The sequence below is a fragment of the Streptomyces sp. SAS_272 genome (genome assembly GCF_052543235.1).
In genome coordinates, this window is sequence record NZ_JBMNDR010000013.1 from 63,841 (window position 1) to 84,532 (window position 20,692).

General features: G+C 73.0%; 20 protein-coding genes. 14 read left to right on the plus strand and 6 right to left on the minus strand.

Annotated features, from left to right (window positions below):
- Nucleotides 1-945, minus strand: a 945-nt coding sequence (locus ACN6LD_RS11325) for a DMT family transporter (protein WP_445043072.1), incomplete at its 3' end; no start/stop codon positions are given.
- A 396-nt stretch (nt 946-1,341) separates the two neighbouring features.
- The gene (locus ACN6LD_RS11330) at nt 1,342-2,265 is read right to left on the minus strand and encodes an RNA polymerase sigma factor SigF (RefSeq protein WP_107443617.1); all 924 of its coding nucleotides are present in this window, start codon (nt 2,263-2,265) and stop codon (nt 1,342-1,344) included.
- 249 nt (nt 2,266-2,514) lie between these two features.
- Here ACN6LD_RS11330 and ACN6LD_RS11335 point away from each other — a divergent pair, with 249 nt between their 5' ends.
- The 7 genes from ACN6LD_RS11335 to ACN6LD_RS11365 all read left to right on the plus strand — a co-directional run bounded on the left by ACN6LD_RS11335 (nt 2,515) and on the right by ACN6LD_RS11365 (nt 9,763).
- Complete coding sequence (locus ACN6LD_RS11335) at nt 2,515-2,910, plus strand: STAS domain-containing protein (protein ID WP_319190827.1); 396 nt, start codon at nt 2,515-2,517, stop codon at nt 2,908-2,910.
- Nucleotides 2,911-3,112: 202 nt separating this feature from the next.
- Complete coding sequence (locus ACN6LD_RS11340; protein WP_057578560.1) at nt 3,113-3,661, plus strand: ATP-binding protein; 549 nt, start codon at nt 3,113-3,115, stop codon at nt 3,659-3,661.
- Nucleotides 3,662-4,082: 421 nt separating this feature from the next.
- Nucleotides 4,083-5,387, plus strand: a complete 1,305-nt coding sequence (gene serS, locus ACN6LD_RS11345; RefSeq protein ID WP_445043050.1) for a serine--tRNA ligase — start codon at nt 4,083-4,085, stop codon at nt 5,385-5,387.
- 132 nt (nt 5,388-5,519) lie between these two features.
- A complete protein-coding gene (locus ACN6LD_RS11350; protein ID WP_319190831.1) occupies nt 5,520-6,230 on the plus strand; it encodes an LPXTG cell wall anchor domain-containing protein in 711 nt (236 codons plus the stop codon).
- A 37-nt stretch (nt 6,231-6,267) separates the two neighbouring features.
- A complete protein-coding gene (locus tag ACN6LD_RS11355; RefSeq protein ID WP_445043051.1) occupies nt 6,268-7,122 on the plus strand; it encodes a COG1470 family protein in 855 nt (284 codons plus the stop codon).
- A gap of 65 nt (nt 7,123-7,187) precedes the next feature.
- Nucleotides 7,188-8,444: a hypothetical protein gene (locus tag ACN6LD_RS11360; protein ID WP_445043073.1), complete on the plus strand. Its 1,257-nt coding sequence runs from the start codon at nt 7,188-7,190 to the stop codon at nt 8,442-8,444.
- A 68-nt stretch (nt 8,445-8,512) separates the two neighbouring features.
- On the plus strand, nt 8,513-9,763 hold the full coding sequence (locus tag ACN6LD_RS11365) for a hypothetical protein (protein WP_445043074.1): 1,251 nt from the start codon (nt 8,513-8,515) through the stop codon (nt 9,761-9,763).
- An 87-nt stretch (nt 9,764-9,850) separates the two neighbouring features.
- Here ACN6LD_RS11365 and ACN6LD_RS11370 read toward each other — a convergent pair whose 3' ends face one another.
- The gene (locus ACN6LD_RS11370) at nt 9,851-11,347 is read right to left on the minus strand and encodes an oligopeptide:H+ symporter (protein WP_319190835.1); all 1,497 of its coding nucleotides are present in this window, start codon (nt 11,345-11,347) and stop codon (nt 9,851-9,853) included.
- 517 nt (nt 11,348-11,864) lie between these two features.
- Here ACN6LD_RS11370 and ACN6LD_RS11375 point away from each other — a divergent pair.
- A complete protein-coding gene (locus ACN6LD_RS11375; RefSeq protein WP_020128522.1) occupies nt 11,865-12,542 on the plus strand; it encodes a response regulator transcription factor in 678 nt (225 codons plus the stop codon).
- A gap of 159 nt (nt 12,543-12,701) precedes the next feature.
- Nucleotides 12,702-13,976, plus strand: coding sequence for an ATP-binding protein (locus tag ACN6LD_RS11380; RefSeq protein WP_319190837.1), 1,275 nt, complete (start codon nt 12,702-12,704; stop codon nt 13,974-13,976).
- 145 nt (nt 13,977-14,121) lie between these two features.
- Here the strand turns inward: ACN6LD_RS11380 and ACN6LD_RS11385 are convergent, their stop codons facing one another.
- Nucleotides 14,122-14,637: a GtrA family protein gene (locus tag ACN6LD_RS11385; protein WP_319190839.1), complete on the minus strand. Its 516-nt coding sequence runs from the start codon at nt 14,635-14,637 to the stop codon at nt 14,122-14,124.
- A 198-nt stretch (nt 14,638-14,835) separates the two neighbouring features.
- On the opposite strand from ACN6LD_RS11385, the gene ACN6LD_RS11390 reads away from it, so the two are divergent.
- From ACN6LD_RS11390 to ACN6LD_RS11405, 4 genes are all read left to right on the plus strand, one after another.
- Nucleotides 14,836-15,975 carry a 5-(carboxyamino)imidazole ribonucleotide synthase gene (locus ACN6LD_RS11390; RefSeq protein ID WP_319190840.1) on the plus strand — a complete coding sequence of 380 codons (1,140 nt, stop codon included), beginning with the start codon at nt 14,836-14,838 and terminating at the stop codon, nt 15,973-15,975.
- Nucleotides 15,972-16,493 (plus strand): 5-(carboxyamino)imidazole ribonucleotide mutase, encoded by a 522-nt coding sequence (purE, locus tag ACN6LD_RS11395; RefSeq protein ID WP_266721368.1) that lies wholly within the window; start codon nt 15,972-15,974, stop codon nt 16,491-16,493. The genes ACN6LD_RS11390 and purE overlap by 4 nt, the downstream gene beginning before the upstream one ends.
- 8 nt (nt 16,494-16,501) lie before the next feature.
- The gene (locus tag ACN6LD_RS11400; RefSeq protein WP_319190844.1) at nt 16,502-17,689 is read left to right on the plus strand and encodes a dipeptidase; all 1,188 of its coding nucleotides are present in this window, start codon (nt 16,502-16,504) and stop codon (nt 17,687-17,689) included.
- 125 nt (nt 17,690-17,814) lie between these two features.
- On the plus strand, nt 17,815-19,068 hold the full coding sequence (locus ACN6LD_RS11405) for a dipeptidase (protein WP_445043052.1): 1,254 nt from the start codon (nt 17,815-17,817) through the stop codon (nt 19,066-19,068).
- A gap of 217 nt (nt 19,069-19,285) precedes the next feature.
- Here the strand turns inward: ACN6LD_RS11405 and ACN6LD_RS11410 are convergent, their stop codons facing one another.
- A complete protein-coding gene (locus ACN6LD_RS11410; RefSeq protein ID WP_445043053.1) occupies nt 19,286-19,693 on the minus strand; it encodes a VOC family protein in 408 nt (135 codons plus the stop codon).
- 16 nt (nt 19,694-19,709) lie between these two features.
- Complete coding sequence (locus ACN6LD_RS11415; RefSeq protein WP_319190850.1) at nt 19,710-20,069, minus strand: VOC family protein; 360 nt, start codon at nt 20,067-20,069, stop codon at nt 19,710-19,712.
- A gap of 105 nt (nt 20,070-20,174) precedes the next feature.
- Here ACN6LD_RS11415 and ACN6LD_RS11420 point away from each other — a divergent pair, with 105 nt between their 5' ends.
- On the plus strand, nt 20,175-20,678 hold the full coding sequence (locus ACN6LD_RS11420) for a CGNR zinc finger domain-containing protein (protein WP_445043054.1): 504 nt from the start codon (nt 20,175-20,177) through the stop codon (nt 20,676-20,678).
- Nucleotides 20,679-20,692: the final 14 nt, after the last annotated feature.

Here is a 20,692-nt window from a genome sequence, read left to right on the forward strand (position 1 = left end):
AGCCCGCCCCCGGCCTGCCGCTGCCTGCCCCCGGTCCGCCGCTGCCTGCCCCCGGTCTGCCGCTGCCTGCCCCCGGTCTGCCGCTGCCCGCCCCCACGCCGTGCCGACGAGCACCAGCAGCGCGCCCGCGAACCCGAGCCGTCCCGGCCGGTCCCCGGCGAGCGCGATGCCCACGGCCGCAGCCCACACCGGCTCGGTCCCCAGCAGCAGGCTGACGCGGGACGGAGAGGTACGGCGGACGGCCCACATCTGCACGAAGAACGCGAACAGGGTGCAGAAGACGGACAGGTAGACCAGGCCGGCCCAGTCCCCGGCGTCGAAGTCCGCCGCGGCGGCCCAGGGCGAGGCGCCCGTCCCCGGCAGGGCCACCAGCACGGCGAACACAGCCACGGCGCCGCCCAGTTGCACGGTCGTGAGGGACAGAGCGTCCGCGCCGCGCACCGACTCCATCCGCGCCATGGCCAGCACGTGCACGGTCCGGACCACGGCCGCACCCAGCATCAGCAGGTCACCGCCCGACGGAGCGGTGAACCCGGCCCCCTGCGTCAGCAGGGCCACGCCCGCCACCGACAGGCCGGCGGCCGCCAGGAACGCGCCCGGCAGCCGCACCCGGCGCACCCGGCTCTCGGCGAGGGGGGTGAAGACCATGGTCAGGCTGATGATCAGACCGGCGTTCGTGGCGGAGGTGTGGACGACGCCGTACGTCTCCAGCAGGAAGATCACGGCGAGAATCAGCCCCAGCAGTCCGGCCCCTCGCAGTTGTGCGCCGCTCAGCGCGCGCAGCCGCCGCCACCCGACGGCCGCCAGCACCGGCAGCACCACGGCGAACCGCAGCACCAGCACGGCGAGCACGGTGTCCGCCGTCGTGACGCCCTTGGCGGCGAGGTAGCTGGACCCCCACACGACGGCGACCAGCAGCACGGGGACGTCGGCGAACCGGCCGATTCGGGAGACAGCGGAGGAGCCAGGAGAGCCAGAGGAGCCAGGAGAGCCAGAGGAGGCAGGGGAGCCGGAGGAGGCAGGGGAGACGGTCACGGGGCTCCTCGTGAGCAGGTGACGCGGCTGGCCCAGCGGCGCTGCTGGTCAGAGGGCTGGGCCAGCGTAGCCATCGCCGGGAATCCGGCCAGCGGATTTCACCATGAGGACAGGAGCAGACCCGGTTCCGTGTGGTCTGCGGTCTCTGCGGTCTCTGCGGTCTGTCGGCTGGGCTGGGGACCGGCGACATGCCGACGTCCGCGCCCGGGCGATCGCTCAGCGGCTGATCGCCCGGACGCGGACGGCACCGGTGTCCGGTGGACACCGGTGAGACCGGCGCTGCTGTTCGCACCGCGGCCCGTGGGCCTACTCCTCGAGCGTCAGGCCCTTCCGCAGCCGCACCAGCGTGCGCGACAGCAGCCGCGACACGTGCATCTGCGAGATGCCGAGTTCCTCGCCGATCTCCGACTGGGTGAGACCCGCGACGAAGCGGAGGGAGAGGATCTGGCGGTCACGGGAGGGAAGTTCGGCGATCATCGGCTTCAGCGACTCGACGTACTCGATGCCTTCGAGCCCGTGGTCCTCGTATCCGATGCGGTCGGCGAGGGCGCCTTCCGAGTCGTCCTCCTCGGGCTGCGCGTCCAGCGACGAGGCGGTGTACGCGTTCGACGCGGCCATGCCCTCGACGACCTCGTCGCGGGAGAGGCCGAGGCGTTCGGCCAGTTCCGCGACGGTGGGCGCCCGGTCGAGCTTCTGGGCCAGCTCGTCGCCCGCCTTGGCGAGGTCGAGCCGCAGCTCCTGGAGCCGGCGCGGGACGCGCACCGACCACGAGGTGTCACGGAAGAACCGTTTGATCTCGCCGATGATGGTTGGCATCGCGAAGGTCGGGAACTCGACGCCGCGCGAGAGCTCGAAACGGTCGATCGCCTTGATCAGGCCGATGGTGCCGACCTGGATGATGTCCTCCATCGGCTCGCTGCGGGAGCGGAACCGGGAGGCGGCGAACTTGACCAGCGCGAGGTTCAGTTCGACGAGGGTGTTGCGGACGTACGAGTACGCGTGCGTGCCCTCTTCGAGGGACTCGAGCCGCGCGAACAGGGTCTTGGACAGGGCCCGCGCGTCGACGGGTGCGATCTCGTCGTACGGGGGGATGTCCGGGAGTCCGGCGAGGAGGTCGGTGGGGTCGACGTCCTGCACCGCGTGCTGGGCGATGGGTTCCAGACTTTTCAGTTCCGGAGGGGGTGTCGACGTCGCTCCGCGGGTATGCGGTGCGTCGAGCCGGGGTGACATGAGTCCTCCATCGTTCTCGGCGTATGGCTGCCGATGCCAGTGAGCGCACTTCGGTGTGCGGCGCCTCCATAGCCGGCCGGGTCGGGTACGTGTTCCCCCTAGCCCTACCCGCTTTACTTGACCGATCGCAAGTGCATTTTGTATGGTTGTGTCCGTTTGTGTGCGATTGTTCAGGTGTGAGGTCGCGGGTCGAGGGCGTAAGGTGCGAGAGCGTCAGCAACCAGTACACGACCCCGGGAGAGAGACGGCATGGACCGCGGGACGGTCGGCAGCGCACAGTCTGGCCGGCTTCTGGTCGAGGTGCGGCAGGAAGGCTCCAGTGCCGTGGTGACCCCGGCAGGTGAGTTGGATCACCACACGGCCGATCTGTTGCGTGAGCCACTCGACGACTGCCTTTCCAGGGGCCTCAGCCGGCTGGTGGTGGACTGCGCGCGCCTGGAGTTCTGCGACTCCACCGGACTCAACGTGCTCCTCGGCGCCCGCCTGAAGGCGGAGGCGGCCGGTGGCGGAGTCCATCTGGCCGGCATGCAGCCCGTGGTGGCGCGGGTCTTCGAGATCACCGGCGCCGACGCGGTGTTCACCGTGCACGACACGGTGGAGGCGGCCCTCGCGGACGACGACGGCGAGCGTGACGGAGACGGCTGAGCTTCGCCGTCCGTCCGAATCGGGTGGAAACGGGGCGAAGGCGGGGGGTGTTCCGCCGGTTCCCCCGGGCAGGAGACATCCTGAACCCGAACATGTCGGCGGTGACGCCGACACACACGCCGTTCGGCTACGTACAGACTGTAGTGATCGACTGTTGAACTGTGAACCGGTTGAATCGGGGAATCGGTGAGGTGAAGCGCTGATGAGCACCACCCGGCCTTACTCGCCGGGCGACCGCGGCCCGGAGCCCAGCGGCGCTTCCGGGGCGTCCCAAGGGGGCCCGCAGGAGGCCGGTGCGTCCGGAGGAGGCACGGCAGCCGTGGCCTCCGCGTCGTCCGGCGGCCCTCAGGTACGCAGACTGAGCTTCGAGGACGCCAGCGGCGTCGTCCCGCTCGCCCGCGACTTCGCCCGGCAGGCGCTGTACGCCTGGGGCTGGCTGCCCGCCGCCACCGCCGACCAGCGGGCCGCCGCCGAGGACGTGCTGCTCGTCGTCTCCGAGCTGGTCACCAACGCGTGCCTGCACGCCGACGGACCGGACGGGCTGGTCCTCGGCTGCGACAAGAAGGTGATCCGCGTCGAGGTCTCCGACCGCGGCACCGGACAGCCGGCGCCCCGCACCCCGCACCGCGCGGGCCGCCCGGGCGGACACGGCATGTTCATCGTGCAGCGCCTCTGCCTCGACTGGGGCGTCGTCCGCGCTCCCGGCCTCGCAGGCAAGACGGTCTGGGCGGAACTGGGCGCCCCGGCCTGACCCCCAGGCCGGTCCGGGGCCCGCCCGAGCCGGTCCGGCCCCTCGGGCGCCGTCGCCGAAACCCGTTGGCGTGCCGGTGCGGTCCCGCTCTACCCTCGTCGGCAACGCGCTGACGGAGGCAAGTAGGCCGGGGTCCGCGAGTCGAGAGAGCTGCCGGTCGGTGTGAAGGCGGTCTCGCGTCCCCGACCGAATCCGCTCCCGAGTGCGGGGAGGAAATGCCCCGCCGGCCGGCCCCCGTCACCGGGCCCGAACGAGACCGGCGTCCCTCTTCCCGGCGGCCGACAGGCGACTGTCCGTCGGCCGGGCGGGCGGGCCGGCGGTGAAGGCGTGGTGGCACCGCGAGCACCCTCTCGCCCACGCCCCGAGGGGCCAGCCCCGGGGCGGCACGTGCCGCTCCGGCGTACCGGACGGAGCGCGCACCATGCTCGACGTCACCCTCATCCGACGGCATCCCGACCGGGTCCGCGACGCCCTGCGCAAGCGCGGCGTCGACGCAGGCCTGCCCGCCTTCCTCGCCCTGGACGCGGAGTTCCGCGAGGCCCACGCCGCAGTGGAGCGGCTGCGTGCCGAGCGCCGACGCGTCTCGTCGGAGATCGCCGCACACCGGCGGGCCGACGCCGGGGCGGCAGCCGTGCCGCAGGACGTCGCCGGGCTGCTGGCCGACGCCGCACGGCTGGCCGACCGGGTCGCCGAGGCCGAGGCCGCCTTCGCCCTGCTCGCCCGGCGTCACCAGGACGTCCTCGACGCCCTGCCCAACCTCCCCGACGACGACGTCCCGGCCGGCGGCAAGGAGGGCAACGAGGTCGTCCGGACCGCCGGCGAGCCTCCCGTGCCCGGCTTCCCGGCCAAGGACCACGTCACGCTCACCGAGGAGCTCGGCCTCGTCGACCACCGGCGCGGCGTCGCACTCGCCGGCAGCGGCAACTGGGTCTACCGGGGCGCGGGCGCCGCCCTGGAATGGGCACTGCTCAACCACTTCCTCGACATGCACCGCCGGGCGGGCTACGAGTTCGTGCTGCCGCCGCACCAGCTCGCCTGGGAGGCCGGGTACACGGCCGGTCAGTTCCCCAAGTTCGCCGACGAGGTGTACGTCACCGAGCGTCGCGCGGACGGCCGCCCGGAGCGATTCCTGCTGCCCACCGCCGAGACCGCCCTCGTCTCGCTGCACCGCGGCGAGACCCTCGACGAACGGGACCTGCCGCTCAAGTACGTTTCGTACACGCCCTGTTATCGCAAGGAGGCCGGCGGCTACCGCACGGCGGAGCGCGGGACGCTGCGCGGCCACCAGTTCAACAAGGTGGAGATGGTGCAGTACGTCCGGCCCGAGGACTCGGCGGCCGCGCAGCGTGAACTCCTCGCCCGCGCGGAGGAATCGGTGGCGGGACTGGGGCTGCACCATCGTGTGGTCAAGCTCGCCGCCGGGGACACCAGCCCGGCCCAGGCGAAGACGTACGACGTCGAGGTCTGGCTTCCGAGCCTCGGCGCCTACGCCGAGGTCAGCTCGGTGTCGAACGCCCGCGACTACCAGGCCCGGCGCGGCCTGATCCGCTACCGTCCGGCCGACGGCGGAAAACCGCGGTACGTGCACACGCTCAACGCGTCGGGGCTGGCCACCAGCCGCCTGCTGCCGGCCCTCCTCGAGCAGCATCAGCGTTGCGACGGGACGGTCGCCGTCCCCGAGGTCCTCCGGCGCTGGGGGGCTCCCGCCCTCCTCCGGGCCCGCTGAACCCCCGGGCCGGATCGGCGTAACTCCGGCGCGTGCCTTCTCTTCCCTCCTCATCGCCCCGGGCGTACCTTGACGGCTCAATCTGATGCCTCGTCAGTAAAGGCGGGGCGGTGGGAGTGAGGGGACGGGACCGTGTCGAACCGGAAGCGAACCACCGCGCTCGCGACTGCCGCGGCCCTGGCCGGCGCGGCGGTGGTCTGGACGGCCGCCCCCGCGGCCGTGGCCGAGGTCGTGAACGTCAACTACGGCTGCAATACCCCGATCGGCGAAAAGAGCGCCGTCTCGCCCATCGACATCAAGGCCGCCAAGAGCGGTGACGGTTACCGGATCACCATGTCCTGGCAGAAGGGCGTGTCCTCCAGCCCGGTCGAACTCGGCGCCGGTTCCATGAAGCCGAGCGCCACCGTCAAGCTGGGCGGCGCCGACAGCGGCACCCTGGACGTCACCGGCCCCGCCAACCAGGCCGCGATCCCCGAGAACACCCCCATCAAGATCAACGACCTCAGCGGCACCTACACGCCGAAGAAGTCCGGCAAGGTCACTTTCACGGCCGGCGTGCTCACCATCAAGGCGCTCGGCACGACCACCACGTGCACGCCCTCCAAAACCCCGGGCCCGTCCCTCACCCTCGACGTGACGGCGGCGGGCGGCGGCGGTTCCGGCGGCGGCACCGGCTCGGGCGGGACGACGGGCTCCGGCGGTTCCGGCGGCGATCTCCCGCAGACCGGCCCCGAGGACTCCGCGATCGCCCTCGGCACCCTCGGCGGCACCGTCCTGCTCGCCGGCGCGGCGGGCGCCCTGTGGCTGACCCGGCGCAACCAGCCGGCGCGCACCCGCCACTGACCGCACCGCACCCCGCGCCCGAGTGCTGGAGCCGCCGATGCCGTACCCCGCAGCCCGCGCCCCGCTGCTGTCCCTGCCACTGGTCCTGCTGCTGACCCTGCCCCTGCTGCTCGCCGCCGCGCCCGCGGAATCCGGCGGGGGCTGGGCGGCGGCGCCCTCGGGAGACGGGCGGCCGTCCTTCTACTGCGAGGGCGCGCCCGGCGCGGTGCTCCAGGACACGGTGGCCGTCACCAACCGGGGCGCCGGGCCGCTCACCGTACGGCTGAGGGCGGCCGGCGCCGGTCTGCGTGTCGTCTTCGCCGGGCCGGCCGCCCTCGCCGTGCCCGCACGCACCCGCGCCGAGGTCCCCTTCACGGTGACGGTCCCGGCGGACGCCCGGCCCGGCGACGTCGCCGGCGGGATCGTCGTGCGGGACGCGGCCGGCCGGGAGGCCGCCGTGCCGCTGCTGGTCCGGGTCGGCGGTCCGCGGCTGGCCGCGCTGACCGTCGAGCGGGTGGCCGTGCACGGCGACCGCATCACATACGAGCTGGTCAACCGAGGCACCACGGTCCTCGTCCCGCAGCTCGCCGTGCACGCCGACGGCGTCCTCGGGGCCGTCCTCGACCGGGCCCCGCGCACCCTGCCCGTCCGGCTACCGCCGGGCCGCCGCCTCGTCCTCGACGAGCCCTGGCCGGACCGTCCCGCCCTGGACGCGGTCACCGTGCGCCTGACGGTCACCGCTCCGGGCGCGGCGCCGGCCACCGGGCATGCGTCGGCCCGTTTCGTGCCGTGGGCCGCGACGGCGGGCACGGCGTCCGGGGCGCTGTCGGGGGGGGCCGTCGTCGTGGCCGTACGACGACGCGGGCGCCGCCCGGCCGCCGCGCAAGCCGAGTCGAGAGGAGCGCCGGCGTGAGAGGCAAGCCGCGCAGCACGGTGACGGCGACGCCGCAGGCCGTGCGCCCGTCCCTGTTCCGGTTCCTGTTCCTGTTTCCGGCCCTGCTCCTGCTCCTGCCGTTCCTGTCGCTGCCGGCGGCCGGTCCAGCGGCCGCCGCCGACAAGCCGGCCGTGACGCTCTCCACCGCCCAGGCGGGCGCGGGCGGTTCGGTCACCGTCAACGGCAGCGGTTGGCGGCCGCGCACGCTGGTGATGCTGCTGATCTGCGGGCAGGCGACACCGGCCCGGGGCGTCGTCGGCGGGACCAACTCGTGCGCCAACGCCGACGGCCGGGCCGTCACCACCGACGCCGACGGCCGCTTCAGCCGGCCGCTGCCGGTGGCCGAACCGCCGGCGCCCTGTCCGTGCGTGGTGCACGCGGCCACCGCGACCGGAGCGAAGGCACAGGCCGACGCGGTGTTCCAGGTGGCCGGGCACCCCGTCCGGCCGCTGCCCGCGGCGACGACCGGCGGACGGCTGTCGGTGCTCACCGACACCCGGCTCGAGGGTTCCGGCGGTCTGCTCACCTGGTTCGGCGCGCCGCCCTCCCGCACGCTCGTCTTCACCGTCGGCAACGTGGGCACCGGTCCCGTCGAGAACCCCGTCTTCCGCGTCGGCGCCGCGCACGGGGTGTTCGCCCCACAGTGGGACGAGCGCCAGTGGCACGGCACGATCCGCCCCGGCGGGAAGGCCCGCGTCGAGCTGCCCGTGGAGCTCGCCGCCGGCGCCCACGGCGACTACACCGTCTCCCTCGAGTACGGCGGGAAGGTCCTCGCCGAGCAGCCGTGGGGCGTCGGCCGCCCCTGGGGCGTGACCCTCTTCTGGATCCTGCTCTGCCTGGTGGTGCCGGCGGCTCTCTTCCGCACGGGGATGGCCGTGGTGGACCGGGTGCGTCCCCGCCCGGCGGCCGGACGGCCGGCCCGCGCCCGCCGTCCGGGACGCCTGCGGCCCGCCCCGGGGGCCGTTCCGGGGCCCGAGCCTGCCGTCCTGTCGCACGCGACCCTGCCGTGGTTCACCCCGGACGGCGCTCCGGGCGCAACGGTCCGGCCCTCCGCACCCCACGACGACCGACCGGGGCCCCCGACGAGCTTCACCACTCCGGCGTCCTCCGTGACTCCCGTGAGTCCCGCGCCCCCCACCGCTCCCGCGCCCTCCGCGAGTCCCGCGAGTCCCGCGACTCCCGTAGGTCCTGCGACTCCCACTCCTCCGGCGGCCTCCGCCGCTCCTCCGCCCCCCACGCATCCCACGCATCCCACGAGTTCACCGAGCCCCACGACTCCCCACAGGAAGGGATCCACGTGAGTGAGAGAGCCATACCCTCCGAGCGGGCGCCCGCCCGGAAGCGAGCGGCCGTCGCGGGCGCCGCCGTCATGCTCACCGGGGCGGCCGTCCTGCTGGGCGTGACCGCCGCACCGGCACAGGCCGCGGAGGTCGCCTACGCCACCAAGTGCGTACCGCCCTCAGGCATCGGCCTGCCCGACGTCAACGGCACCACCAAGGTCGAGATCAGCGCGCCGGCCACGGCGAAGGTCGGCGACACCGTCGACGTCGTCTGGAAGTTCACCCAGGCCGCGTCGAAGAACCCCGACATCATCGACCTGCCCGCGAACTCGGTGCAGCCGTCCGGCACTCTCAAGGCGGCCGGCGCGCAGAGCGCGGACATCGCGATGCAGGGGACCCGGCAGAACCCGGCGATCCCCAAGGGCGGCGCGATGACGCTGTCCGACATGAAGGGCACGCTGAAGCTGACGGCGGCCGGACAGGTGACGCTGACGCCGGACGCCTACGTCGTCAACGCGCTGTCGACCGACACCAAGTGCGCGCCGACGGAGACCGTCCAGCCGGCGGCGACCATCACCGTGACGGCGGGATCGGGGAGTTCGGGATCGGGGTCGTCCTCGCCGAGCACGTCCACCACCCCCTCGCAGAGCCGGTCACCGTCGTCGAGCGCGTCGTCCACGCCCAGCGCCACCCCGTCGGCGTCCGCGACGGGCGACAGCGGCGCGACCGACTTCACCGGCAAGGTCGTCGACATCCCCTACACCTGCCAGTCGCCGATCGGCGTGAAGAAGGCGACCTCGCCCATCCAGATCAACGCCAGGAAGAACAACGGGAGTTACGACCTCACCGTGCAGTTCAAGAAATCGGTCATGGACAGCCCCATCGCGATCCCGGCCGGCAAGGTGAAGCCGATCCTGCAGGTCGTGCTGGGCGGCGCGGACAAGGGGTCGGTGAGGGTGGAAGGCCCGCTGAACGCCGCGCCGATCCCGCAGAACAGCCCCATCCTGATCCCGGACCTCAAGGGCGTCTACAAGCCCGGCGCGACCGGTGAGTCCACGCTCTCCCCGGGTGTCCTCACCGTCGAGGCCATGGGCACGACCACCACCTGCACTCCGGACAGCACGGCCGTCTCCCTCACGCTGGACACCGCGCAACAGGCGAGCGGCGCGTCCGGCGGCGGCTCGTCGTCCTCGGGCGGGTCGACGTCGACGAGCGGCGGTCTCGCGGAGACGGGCTCCGGCGACCACGGCGCTCTGAAGGCGCTGGGCCTGGTGGCGGGCACGGCGATCCTGCTGGGCGGCGCGGTGTTCACCTTCATGCCCAGGAGGAGGGCGAGCTGAGCCGAGCCGGAACGACGACGGAACGACGACGGAGGGCCGCCGCACCCACACGGGTGCGGCGGCCCTCCGTCGGCACGGGAGCGGACGTCAGTGCACGTCCCCCATGAGCTCCTTGACCTTCTTGCGGTACATCCACACCGCCGCGCCGGCGAGGACGGCGAGCACGGCCTCCAGGGCCACGATGCCCGTCTTGTTGAGGTCGACGCCGGCGATGGACAGCAGGCCGGTCGTGGCGTCGCCCGCGGTGACGGCCAGGAACCAGACGCCCATCATCTGCGAGGCGTACTTCGCGGGGGCCATCTTCGTGGTGACGGACAGACCGACGGGGGAGAGGGTCAGCTCGCCGACGGTCTGCACGAAGTAGATCGCCGCAAGCCACAGCGCGGCCGCCTTGTGACCGCCCTCGGCGATCGCCAGCGGGGCCAGGAACAGGAAGAACGACGCGCCGACCAGGACGAGGCCCATCGCGAACTTCGTCGCGGTGCTCGGCTCCTTGCCGCGCCGGGCCAGCGCCAGCCAGGCCCAGGCGAAGAGCGGGGCCAGGGCCATGATCAGGACCGGGTTGACCGACTGGTACCAGGAGACCGGGAAGTCCCAGCCGAAGACGCTGTTCTTCGCCGAGGACTCCGCGAACAGGGACAGCGTCGAGCCGCCCTGGTCGTAGATCATCCAGAACACGGCCGCGGCGACGAAGAACCAGACGTACGCAGTGAGCTTGGACTGCTCGGCGCGGTCCAGCTCCTTGTCGCGCTTCATCCGGGCGATGACGAGCACCGGGATGACCAGGCCGGCCACCGTGATCGGCACCAGCAGCCAGTTCAGCGTGTAGACGCCGGAGACGCCCACGACGGCGTAGAAGACGATCGCGACGGCCGCCCAGAACGCGGCCTTGCGCAGCGTGGCGGCCTTCTCCTGCGCCGACAGCGGCGTGGGGACGACGTCCGAGCGGGCGCTCAGATGGCGGCCGCCGAGGAGGAACTGGGTGAGGCCGAGGCCCATGCCGAGTGCGGCGAGCGCGAAGCCGAGGTGCCAGTTGACGTTCTCGCCGATGGTGCCGATGATCAGCGGCGCGGCGAACGCGCCCAGGTTGATGCCGATGTAGAACAGCGTGAAGCCGCCGTCGCGGCGCGGGTCGTCGGGCCCGTCGTAGAGGTGGCCGACCATCGTGGAGATGTTGGCCTTGAGCAGGCCGGAGCCGATGGCGACGAGACCGAGACCCGCGTAGAAGGTGCCGGCGTTCGGCAGCGCGAGGGTCAGATGGCCGAGCATGATGATCGCGCCGGCGACGGCGACCGTCTTGCGGGGACCGAGCACGCGGTCCGCGAACCAGCCGCCGGGCAGGGCGAGCAGGTACACGAGCGACAGGTAGACCGAGTAGATTGCGGTCGCCGTCGCGGCGCTGAGGTGCAGGCCGCCGGGGGCGACCAGGTACAGCGGGAGCAGGGCCCGCATGCCGTAGTAGGAGAAACGCTCCCACATCTCGGTCATGAAGAGAGTGGCCAGTCCGCGGGGGTGGCCGAAGAAGGTCTTCCCGGAGCCGGGGGTGCCCGGGCGGACCGAGTCCTTCGTCAGGCTGGACGCCATGTCGTTCCTTGCTGGTCGGGACGCGCCGCGAGAGCTCGCGCGCCCGGTGGGGGCCGGCCGGCGCCGGCGGACCGCGTCGCCCACCCCTACGCCCGGGGGAGTCCGCTCCGGGTCGCGAAGCGGTGGACGGCGATCACCGGGATCCACGCCCCCTCCTCGGGGGCCCGGCCACAGGTCGTTCCTTGTCGAGGCCGGCGGACCGGCCCGCACACAGAAGAGACCCTCAGCGTCATGCCGACCGCCAAGGGTCCTTGTGTACTACAGGCGTTCTCTCACCATACGGCAGCACAACGCCGCATATGGAAGGACTTGAGACACGGATCACAGGTGATCATGGAACCGGGGGCGGCACTTCGAAGGTCTGCACCAGGATGCCATCCCTCGACCGCAGGTCCGTACCAACATCGCCGGTCCTGCGGCGCCCGACCGGCCGCCGGACTGTCCGGCATGTCCGGGGTAAGAAACCGCGTGGGCGATCACACTTCGACGGTCGCCCGCCGCGGACTACCATCAGCTCATGACCCGAGTACTGCTCGCCGAGGACGACGCGTCCATCTCGGAGCCGCTGGCCCGCGCACTGCGCAGGGAAGGCTACGAGGTCGAGGTGCGCGAGGACGGCCCCACCGCGCTGGACGCCGGAATGCAGGGCGGCGTCGACCTGGTCGTGCTGGACCTCGGTCTGCCCGGCATGGACGGCCTGGAGGTGGCCCGGCGGCTGCGCTCCGAGGGCCACGCCATTCCGATCCTGATCCTGACCGCGCGCGCCGACGAGGTGGACACCGTCGTCGGCCTGGACGCGGGCGCGGACGACTACGTCACCAAGCCCTTCCGGCTGGCCGAGCTGCTCGCCCGGGTCCGGGCCCTGCTGCGGCGCGGCGCGTCCGAACCGCAGCAGCCGCCCGCCACGCACGGCGTGCGCATCGACGTGGAGTCGCACCGCGCGTGGATGGGCGAGGAGGAACTCCAGCTCACCGCCAAGGAGTTCGACCTGCTGCGGGTCCTGGTGCGCGACGCGGGCCGGGTCGTCACCCGCGACCAGCTGATGCGCGAGGTGTGGGACACCACCTGGTGGTCGTCGACCAAGACCCTGGACATGCACATCTCCTGGCTGCGCAAGAAGCTCGGCGACGACGCGGCCAACCCCCGTTACATCGCCACCGTACGAGGTGTGGGCTTCCGCTTCGAGAAGAGCTGACCGCTCCCCCGGGGCAGGCCGGACGACGCGCGTCACCATCGGCACGGCCGGTGCGGGATGCGCGTCCCTCGGCCGGCGGGGGCCGGTCGCGCAGTTCCCCGCGCCCCGTGAGGGCGCTGTGCAAACCGCTCTCGTCATGTCACCGCCCCGGAGGGCACCGTGCGTCGCCGTCTCATTCAGTCCACCCTCGCCGTGGTGCTCGTCGTCATCGCGGTGTTCGGGGTGTCCCTGGTCATCGTCGAGACCCGCACGATCAGCAACAGCGCCCAGGAACGGGTCGACTCCGAGGCGCTGCGGCTGGCCAGCATCGTGGACAGCCGGCTGGTCGGCTCGGAGAACGTCACCCCGGCGATACTGCGCGACCAGGTCACGCAGGACCGTTACGCCGAGATCCGCATCCCCGGCCGGCCGGTCATCGAGGTCGGGACCAAGCCCACCGGCGACGTCATCAGGGCGCAGGCCAGGGGTGAGGAGGGCGAGACCGTCCTGGTCCAGGAGCCGCGCTCCACGGTGACCCGGGAGGTCGGCCGCACCCTGCTGATCATCGCCCTCGTGGCCATGCTCGCGGTGGTCGCCGCGGTCCTGCTGGCCATCCGCCAGGCCAACCGCCTCGCCTCCCCCCTGACCGACCTCGCCGAGACGGCCGAACGCCTCGGCTCCGGCGACCCGCGCCCCCGCCACAAGCGGTACGCCGTTCCCGAGCTGGACCGGGTCGCCGACGTCCTCGACTCCTCCGCGGAGCGCATCGCCCGCATGCTCACCGCCGAACGCCGGCTCGCGGCGGACGCCTCCCACCAGCTGCGCACCCCTCTGACGGCCCTGTCGATGCGCCTGGAGGAGATCACCCTCACCGACGACCCCGACACGGTGAAGGAGGAGGCCACGATCGCGCTGACCCAGGTGGAGCGCCTGACGGACGTCGTGGAACGCCTTCTGACCAACGCCCGGGACCCGCGTACCGGCTCTGCCGTCACCTTCGACCTCGACGAGGTCATCCAGCAGCAGCTCGCCGAGTGGCGGCCCGCCTACCGCGGCGACGGCCGGGCCATCGTCAGCTCCGGCAAACGCCATCTGCGCGCGGTGGGCACGCCCGGCGCGGTCGCCCAGGTCCTGGCCGCCCTGATCGAGAACTCCCTCATGCACGGCGGCGGCACGGTGGCGCTGCGGACCCGGGTCATCGGCAACCAGGCCGTCGTCGAGGTGACCGACGAGGGGCCGGGCGTCCCCGCCGACCTGGGGGCCCGCATCTTCGAGCGGGCGATCAGCGGCCGCAACTCCACCGGCATCGGCCTGGCCGTGGCCCGCGACCTGGCCGAGGCGGACGGCGGCCGTCTGGAGATGCTCCAGGCGCAGCCCCCGGTCTTCGGTCTGTTCCTGTCCCGCACGGCCCCGCAGACGCGCACGGCGAACGACGAGGAGCCGACCGTCAGATGAGCGACGGGCGGCCGACCGCCGGGTGAGCGACCGGGAGCCGGCCGTGGAGTGAGCGGCCGGGAGCCGGCCGTCACGTGAGAGCGGCGGGCCCCTGCCCGGCTCGGCAGCCCCCGCGGGCTCGACGGCTCCCGCAGCCCCGGCAGGCTCAGCCGACCCGCTGCGACGTCTTCGGCGCGGGCCTCCTGGCCTGCTCGGCCACCGCGCGGAACGGCTCCGCGCCGGGCACGGGCTCCGTCACGGGCAGCGCCCGGAAGACCCACGTGCGGTAGGACCAGAACCGGAACAGCGTCGCGACCCCGATGCCGACGAACTTGAACACGTTGTTCTGCAGCGGGCTGTCCCAGCCGAAGCCGTACGTCGCGGTGAAGAGCAGCCCGTTCTCGATCACCAGGCCGACCGCGCTGAACGCCATGAACAGCGTCAGTTCCCTCGTGCGCCCGCCCTTGTCGCGGTCACGATAGGTGAAGTAACGGAACCCCACGTAGTTGAAGACGATCGACACGACGGTCGCCAGCACGCTCGCCCGCACCACCTGCAGATCGGTGAGATGGCGGACGAGGTTGAACACGCCGAGGTTGACCAGCAGTCCCGCGCCGCCCACGGCTCCGAACTTGGCCAGCTCGTGAACGAGCCTCTTCAGCCCCGAGGAACCATGCGCCATGGTCGTACAGGCCCCCGTCCGGGTTCGGTTTCGTCAACCCAGCCATGCTAACCACCACTCTTGCCGGTTTCCTGTGGTCCCGCTCACCGGACCGCCCCCGACGGGGCAGATGCGGTGATACGGCGGGTATGAGCAGGGAAAGGCCCCGGTAAGAGGCGCGGGATCCGGCCGCGGCGGCGTGGCCGATATCCTGGGGGCGTGACGTTCCCGGTAGTCGGCATGGTCGGCGGGGGCCAGCTCGCTCGTATGACACACGAGGCGGGCATCCCGCTCGGCATCAGGTTCAAGCTCCTCAGTGACACCCCACAGGATTCCGCGGCGCAGGTCGTGAGCGATGTCGTCATCGGCGACTATCGCGATCTCGACACGCTCCGCGAGTTCGCGCGCGGGTGCGACGTGATCACCTTCGATCACGAACACGTTCCCACCGAGCATCTCCGGGCTCTGGAGGCGGACGGCATCCCCGTCCGCCCGGGCCCCGACGCGCTGGTGCACGCCCAGGACAAGGGGGTGATGCGCGCCAGACTCGACGCGATCGGCGTCCCGTGCCCACGGCACCGGATCGTGACCGACCCGGCCGACGTGGCCGCCTTCGCGGCCGAGGGCGACGGCTTCCCGGTGGTCCTGAAGACCGTCCGCGGCGGTTACGACGGCAAGGGCGTGTGGGTCGTCGACTCCGCCGAGGAGGCTGAGGACCCCTTCCGGGCCGGCGTCCCGGTGCTGGCCGAGGAGAAGGTCGACTACGTCCGCGAGCTCGCCGCCAACGTCGTGCGCTCCCCGCACGGCCAGGCGGTCGCTTACCCGGTCGTCGAGTCGCAGCAGGTCGGCGGCGTCTGCGACACGGTGATAGCGCCCGCCCCCGGCCTGGACGAGGCCCTCGCGCTGCGGGCCGAGGAGATGGCCCTCAGCATCGCCAAGGAACTGGGCGTCGTGGGCCACCTCGCGGTCGAGCTGTTCCAGACCCGCGACGGCCGCATCCTCGTCAACGAACTGGCGATGCGCCCGCACAACTCGGGCCACTGGTCGATGGACGGCGCGATCACCTCGCAGTTCGCCAACCACGTCCGCGCCGTCCTGGACCTCCCGCTCGGCGACCCGCGCCCGCGGGCCAGGTGGACGGTCATGGTCAACGTCCTCGGCGGCGACTACCCGGACATGTACTCCGCGTACCTGCACTGCATGGCCCGCGACCCCCAGCTGAAGATCCACATGTACGGCAAGGACGTGAAGCCCGGCCGCAAGGTCGGCCACGTCAACACCTACGGCGACGACCTGGACGACGTCCTCGAGCGGGCACGTCACGCAGCCGGTTACCTGAGAGGCACGATCACCGAATGAGCCCTGTCGTAGGCATCGTCATGGGGTCGGACAGCGACTGGCCCGTCATGGAGGCCGCAGCCCAGGCCCTCGACGAGTTCGAGATCGCGTACGAGGTCGACGTCGTCTCGGCGCACCGCATGCCGCGCGAGATGATCGCGTACGGCGAGCAGGCGGACGGGCGCGGACTCAAGGCGATCATCGCGGGCGCCGGCGGTGCGGCCCACCTGCCCGGCATGCTCGCCTCCGTCACCCCGCTGCCGGTGATCGGCGTGCCCGTGCCCCTGAAGTACCTGGACGGCATGGACAGCCTGCTGTCCATCGTGCAGATGCCGGCCGGCGTGCCCGTCGCGACCGTCTCCGTGGGCGGCGCGCGCAACGCCGGCCTGCTGGCCGCCCGCATCCTCGCCGCGCACGACGAGGAGCTGCTCGCCCGGATGCGCGAGTTCCAGCAGGAGCTGGGCGAACAGGCCACCGAGAAGGGCAAGCGCCTGCGCGCCAAGGTCGAGGGCGCGAACGGCTTCGGCTTCGGGAAGTGACGGGCGACGTGAGCGAGCCGACCTCACTGGCCGCCGCCCGCGAGCTCCTGCGCGAGTTCCCGGTCGCCGACGGCCACAACGACCTGCCCTGGGCGCTGCGCGAACAGGTCCGCTACGACCTCGACGCCCGCGACATCGCCGCCGACCAGCACGCCCACCTGCACACCGACATCCCCCGGCTGCGCGCGGGCGGGGTCGGCGCGCAGTACTGGTCGGTGTACGTGCGCTCGGACCTGCCCGACGCGGTCCCGGCGACGCTGGAGCAGATCGACTGCGTCCGGCGGCTCGTCGCCCGCCACCCGCGCGACCTGCGTGCGGCGCTGACGGCCGCCGACATGGAGGCCGCGCGCGCGGAGGGCCGGATCGCCTCGCTGATGGGCGCGGAGGGCGGTCACTCCATCGCCAACTCGCTGGGCACGCTGCGCGGGCTGTACGCGCTCGGCGTGCGCTACCTGACGCTCACCCACAACGACAACGTGGACTGGGCGGACTCCGCGACCGACGAGCCCGCCGCCGGCGGTCTGACGGCCTTCGGCCGCGAGGTCGTGCGCGAGATGAACCGCGAGGGCATGCTGGTCGACCTCTCGCACGTGGCGGCGACCACCATGCGGGACGCGCTCGACGCGACGAGCGCGCCGGTGATCTTCTCCCACTCCTCCGCGCGCGCGGTCTGCGACCACCCGCGCAACATCCCGGACGACGTCCTGGAGCGGCTGCCCGCCAACGGCGGCATGGCGATGGTGACGTTCGTGCCGAAGTTCGTCCTGCAGGAGGCGGTCGACTGGACGGCCGCGGCCGACGACAACATGCGCGACCACGGTTTCCACCACCTCGACACCACCCCCGAGGCGATGAAGGTGCACCGGGCCTTCGAGGAGACCCGCCCCCGGCCGATCGCCACCGTCTCCACGGTCGCCGACCACCTCGACCACATGCGCGAGGCGGCCGGCGTCGACCATCTCGGCATCGGCGGCGACTACGACGGCACGGCCTTCACCCCTGAAGGGCTGAACGACGTCTCCGGGTATCCCCGCCTGATCGCGGAGCTCCTCGACCGCGGCTGGTCGGCCGCCGACCTCGCCAAGCTGACCTGGCAGAACGCGGTGCGCGTCCTGGGCGCGGCGGAGGACGTGGCCCGGGACCTGCAGACCACGCGGGCGGCGTCCCACGCGACGATCGGGTCGCTGGACGGCTGACCCCGTCCGACGCGGGCGGGGGCGGCCGTCCTCGCCCGCGTACCCCCGAACGCCCTGTCCACCGGGAAGAACGCCGCCCCCCGTGCGACGGTGACCGTACTGCTGATCGACGTACGGAGACCGTCATGGCCGACCTCCAGGACGAACTGCGGCCTCTTCCCGAGGCCGGCGAGCCGGCCGACGAGGCGCAGACGGCCCCTTCCCAGGCCGCCCCGTACACACGCGGGACGAGCGCGACCGAGGAGTCCGACGCCGCCGCCCCGAGGGCCGTGCAGCGGGAGTCCGGGCGGGAACCGGGACCGGGGCCCGAGCCCGGGCGGGAACCGCGGCCGGAGCCCGAGCGGGAGCGGGAGCCGGAAGGCAGCCCGTTGGAGCGCGCCCGGGCCCTCCTCGCCGCCCACCCCGTCGCCGACGGCTACAGCGGACTGCCATGGGCCCTGCGGCACCTGCCCTGGTACGACCTCCAGCTCGGCGAGAGCGCCGTCGACACGGACGTGCCCCGGCTGCGGGAGGGCCATGTCGGCGCGCTGCTGTGGTCGCTGCATCCGCCCGAGGGCCTCGCCGCCGAACGGGCCGTCGGGGCGACCCTGGAGGAACTGGACCACGCCCGGGCGGTGATCGCCGCCCATCCCGAGGGGCTGCGGCTGGCGCTCAGCGCCGGGCAGGTCATCGACGCCCACCACTGCGGCCGGGTGGCCGTCGTGCTGGGCCCGGCCACGGCCGCCGCGCTGGACGGCTCCCTCGGCATCCTGCGGTCGCTGCACACCCTCGGGCTGCGCGTCCTGACCCTCGTCGGCGCCTCGTGGGCGGGTGAGGCGGGGCTGACCCGGTTCGGCGAGGAGGTCGTGCGCGAGATGAACCGGGTCGGGGTGCTGGCCGACCTCTCCGGCGCCTCCGACGCCACGATCGGCCGGGTGCTGGCGCTCTCCAAGACGCCGGTGCTGTGCACCCGCTCCGCAGCCCGCGCGCTGCGCCCGCACCCCGGCAACCTGCCCGACGGGCTGCTCGCCGAGCTGGGCGCCGCCAAGGGGCTGTGCATGGTGCCGCTGATCGCCGAGCAGACCGGTCCGAGCGTCCGGGACGTGGCCGACCACCTCGACCACGTCCGCGCGATCGCCGGCCCGGACTGCGTCGGCCTGTCCGGCACCTACGACTCCGGCGCCGCCCACCCGCAGGGCCTCGCCGACGCCTCCGGCTACCCGCACCTGATCGCCGAGCTGCTGGACCGAGGCTGGCCGGAGACCGACATCGCCCTGCTGACCTGGGGCAACATGCAACGCGTTCTGCGCACGGCCGACTTCGCGGCCCGGGCGGCCCGCGACCGCCGGGAGCCGCCGACGGCGGGCATCGCCCAGCTGGACGGCCACCTGGACGCCTGACCCGACGTACACACCCGCACGCGGCCTACGCGGCCTACGCGGCCTACGCGGCCTACGCGGCCTACGCGGCCTACGCGGCCTACGCGGCCTACGCGGCCTACGCGGCCTACGCGGCCTTGCGGCCTACGCGGCTTCGCAACCTACGCGGCCTCGCGGTACGCGGCCCGCGCCGTCTGCCAGGCCGCTCAGGCCGCCTGGACCGCCCGGGCCGCCCGGTTCACGCGTGTTCGATGCGGCAGAGGCAGAACGGATGCCCGGCCGGGTCGGCGTACACCATGAAGTCCTTCTTCTCCCGGTCCTCCAGATCCAGCGGGCGGGCGCCCAGCGCCAGCACCCGCTCGTGGGCGGCGTCCATCTCCTCCCAGGTGGCGCCGCCGTCGAGGTCCAGGTGGAACTGCTGCGGGTTGCGGTCAGCGCGCGGCCACTCCGGCGGGGTGTACCCCTCCACCTGCTGGAAGGCGATCCTGGGTCCCTCGGGGACGCGCAGGACGATCCAGTCGTCCTCGCCCGCCTCGCCCTCGGCGGCGTCCAGGGAGCCGCCCAGGACCGCCGAGTAGAACCCGGCGAGCGCGCGCGGATCGGGACAGTCGAGGACGACCGAACGGAAACGGGCTACGGGCGGCATGGAACCCTCCTGGCGGTCAGCACGAGCACAGGCAGAACGGGTGCCCGGCCGGATCGGCGTACACACGCCAGCCGCGCGAGCGGTCCTCGGCGTCCAGCGGCTTCGCGCCGAGGGCCAGCACGCCGCGTTCGGCCGCGTCCAGGTCCCCCACCGTCAGATCCAGGTGGAACTGCTGCGAGTGCTCGGGCGCGGGCCAGGCGGGCGGAGTGAACCCGGGGGCGGCCTGGAAGGCCAGCGACCGGCCGTCGGGCAGCTTCAGATCGACCCAGTCGCCGTCGCCCTCCGTGCTGCCGCCCAGCACCTCGGCGTAGAAACCGGCCAGCGCGCGCGGGTCGGGACAGTCCAGAACGACGACGCCCAGTTCGGCGAGAGCCATGACGCTCCTCCTCGAGTCGAAGTTGCCTGCTCACCGGTTACCCATAGACGCCGGTAACCAGTAACGGTTACTGCATACTCCCGTATCGGCGGTAACGTCGCAAGCATGAGTGAGCGATCGGCCGCGCCCGGCGACCTGGCCCTGGTCGAGGCCCTGGTGAACACGCTGGACGTCGAGTCCGGCGCGGACACGCTGGACACCGCGGAGGGCCGGGCGAGGTTCGGGATCGCCGAAGGCGAGGCGGCGCACGCCCGCGAGCTGCGGGAGTCCCTGCGCGCCGCCCTGCTGGCCCACGCGGGCCACCCGCCGCACCGCGCGGTGACCCCGCTGAGCGACCTGCTCGCCGCGGCGCCCCTGCTGGTGACGGTCGACGCCCACGACGGCGCGGCCCGGCTCGCCCCGGCGGCGGGCGGGGCCCCGCTGCTCGCCCGTACGGCGGCCGCCGTGGCGCAGGCGCTCGTCGAGGGCACCTGGACCCGGCTGAAGGCGTGCGAGGCCGTCACCTGCCACTGGGCGTACTACGACCGCAGTCCGGCCGGCCGGGGCCGCTGGTGCTCGATGCAGGTCTGCGGGGCCCGCGCGAAGATGCGCCGGTACCGGTCGAAGTAGTTCACCGGCCGTCG

What these genes read in the sequence shown, in the direction of transcription:
- ACN6LD_RS11375 (WP_020128522.1), top strand. Translation starts at nt 11,865, where the DNA reads ATGACCCGAGTACTGCTCGCCGAGGACGACGCGTCCATCTCGGAGCCG.
- ACN6LD_RS11420 (WP_445043054.1), top strand. Translation starts at nt 20,175, where the DNA reads ATGAGTGAGCGATCGGCCGCGCCCGGCGACCTGGCCCTGGTCGAGGCC.
- ACN6LD_RS11335 (WP_319190827.1), top strand. Translation starts at nt 2,515, where the DNA reads ATGGACCGCGGGACGGTCGGCAGCGCACAGTCTGGCCGGCTTCTGGTC.
- ACN6LD_RS11340 (WP_057578560.1), top strand. Translation starts at nt 3,113, where the DNA reads ATGAGCACCACCCGGCCTTACTCGCCGGGCGACCGCGGCCCGGAGCCC.
- ACN6LD_RS11410 (WP_445043053.1), bottom strand. Translation starts at nt 19,693, where the DNA reads ATGCCGCCCGTAGCCCGTTTCCGTTCGGTCGTCCTCGACTGTCCCGAT.
- ACN6LD_RS11365 (WP_445043074.1), top strand. Translation starts at nt 8,513, where the DNA reads ATGCTCACCGGGGCGGCCGTCCTGCTGGGCGTGACCGCCGCACCGGCA.
- ACN6LD_RS11415 (WP_319190850.1), bottom strand. Translation starts at nt 20,069, where the DNA reads ATGGCTCTCGCCGAACTGGGCGTCGTCGTTCTGGACTGTCCCGACCCG.
- ACN6LD_RS11330 (WP_107443617.1), bottom strand. Translation starts at nt 2,265, where the DNA reads ATGTCACCCCGGCTCGACGCACCGCATACCCGCGGAGCGACGTCGACA.
- purE (WP_266721368.1), top strand. Translation starts at nt 15,972, where the DNA reads ATGAGCCCTGTCGTAGGCATCGTCATGGGGTCGGACAGCGACTGGCCC.
- ACN6LD_RS11355 (WP_445043051.1), top strand. Translation starts at nt 6,268, where the DNA reads ATGCCGTACCCCGCAGCCCGCGCCCCGCTGCTGTCCCTGCCACTGGTC.
- ACN6LD_RS11405 (WP_445043052.1), top strand. Translation starts at nt 17,815, where the DNA reads ATGGCCGACCTCCAGGACGAACTGCGGCCTCTTCCCGAGGCCGGCGAG.
- ACN6LD_RS11370 (WP_319190835.1), bottom strand. Translation starts at nt 11,347, where the DNA reads ATGGCGTCCAGCCTGACGAAGGACTCGGTCCGCCCGGGCACCCCCGGC.
- ACN6LD_RS11385 (WP_319190839.1), bottom strand. Translation starts at nt 14,637, where the DNA reads ATGGCGCATGGTTCCTCGGGGCTGAAGAGGCTCGTTCACGAGCTGGCC.
- serS (WP_445043050.1), top strand. Translation starts at nt 4,083, where the DNA reads ATGCTCGACGTCACCCTCATCCGACGGCATCCCGACCGGGTCCGCGAC.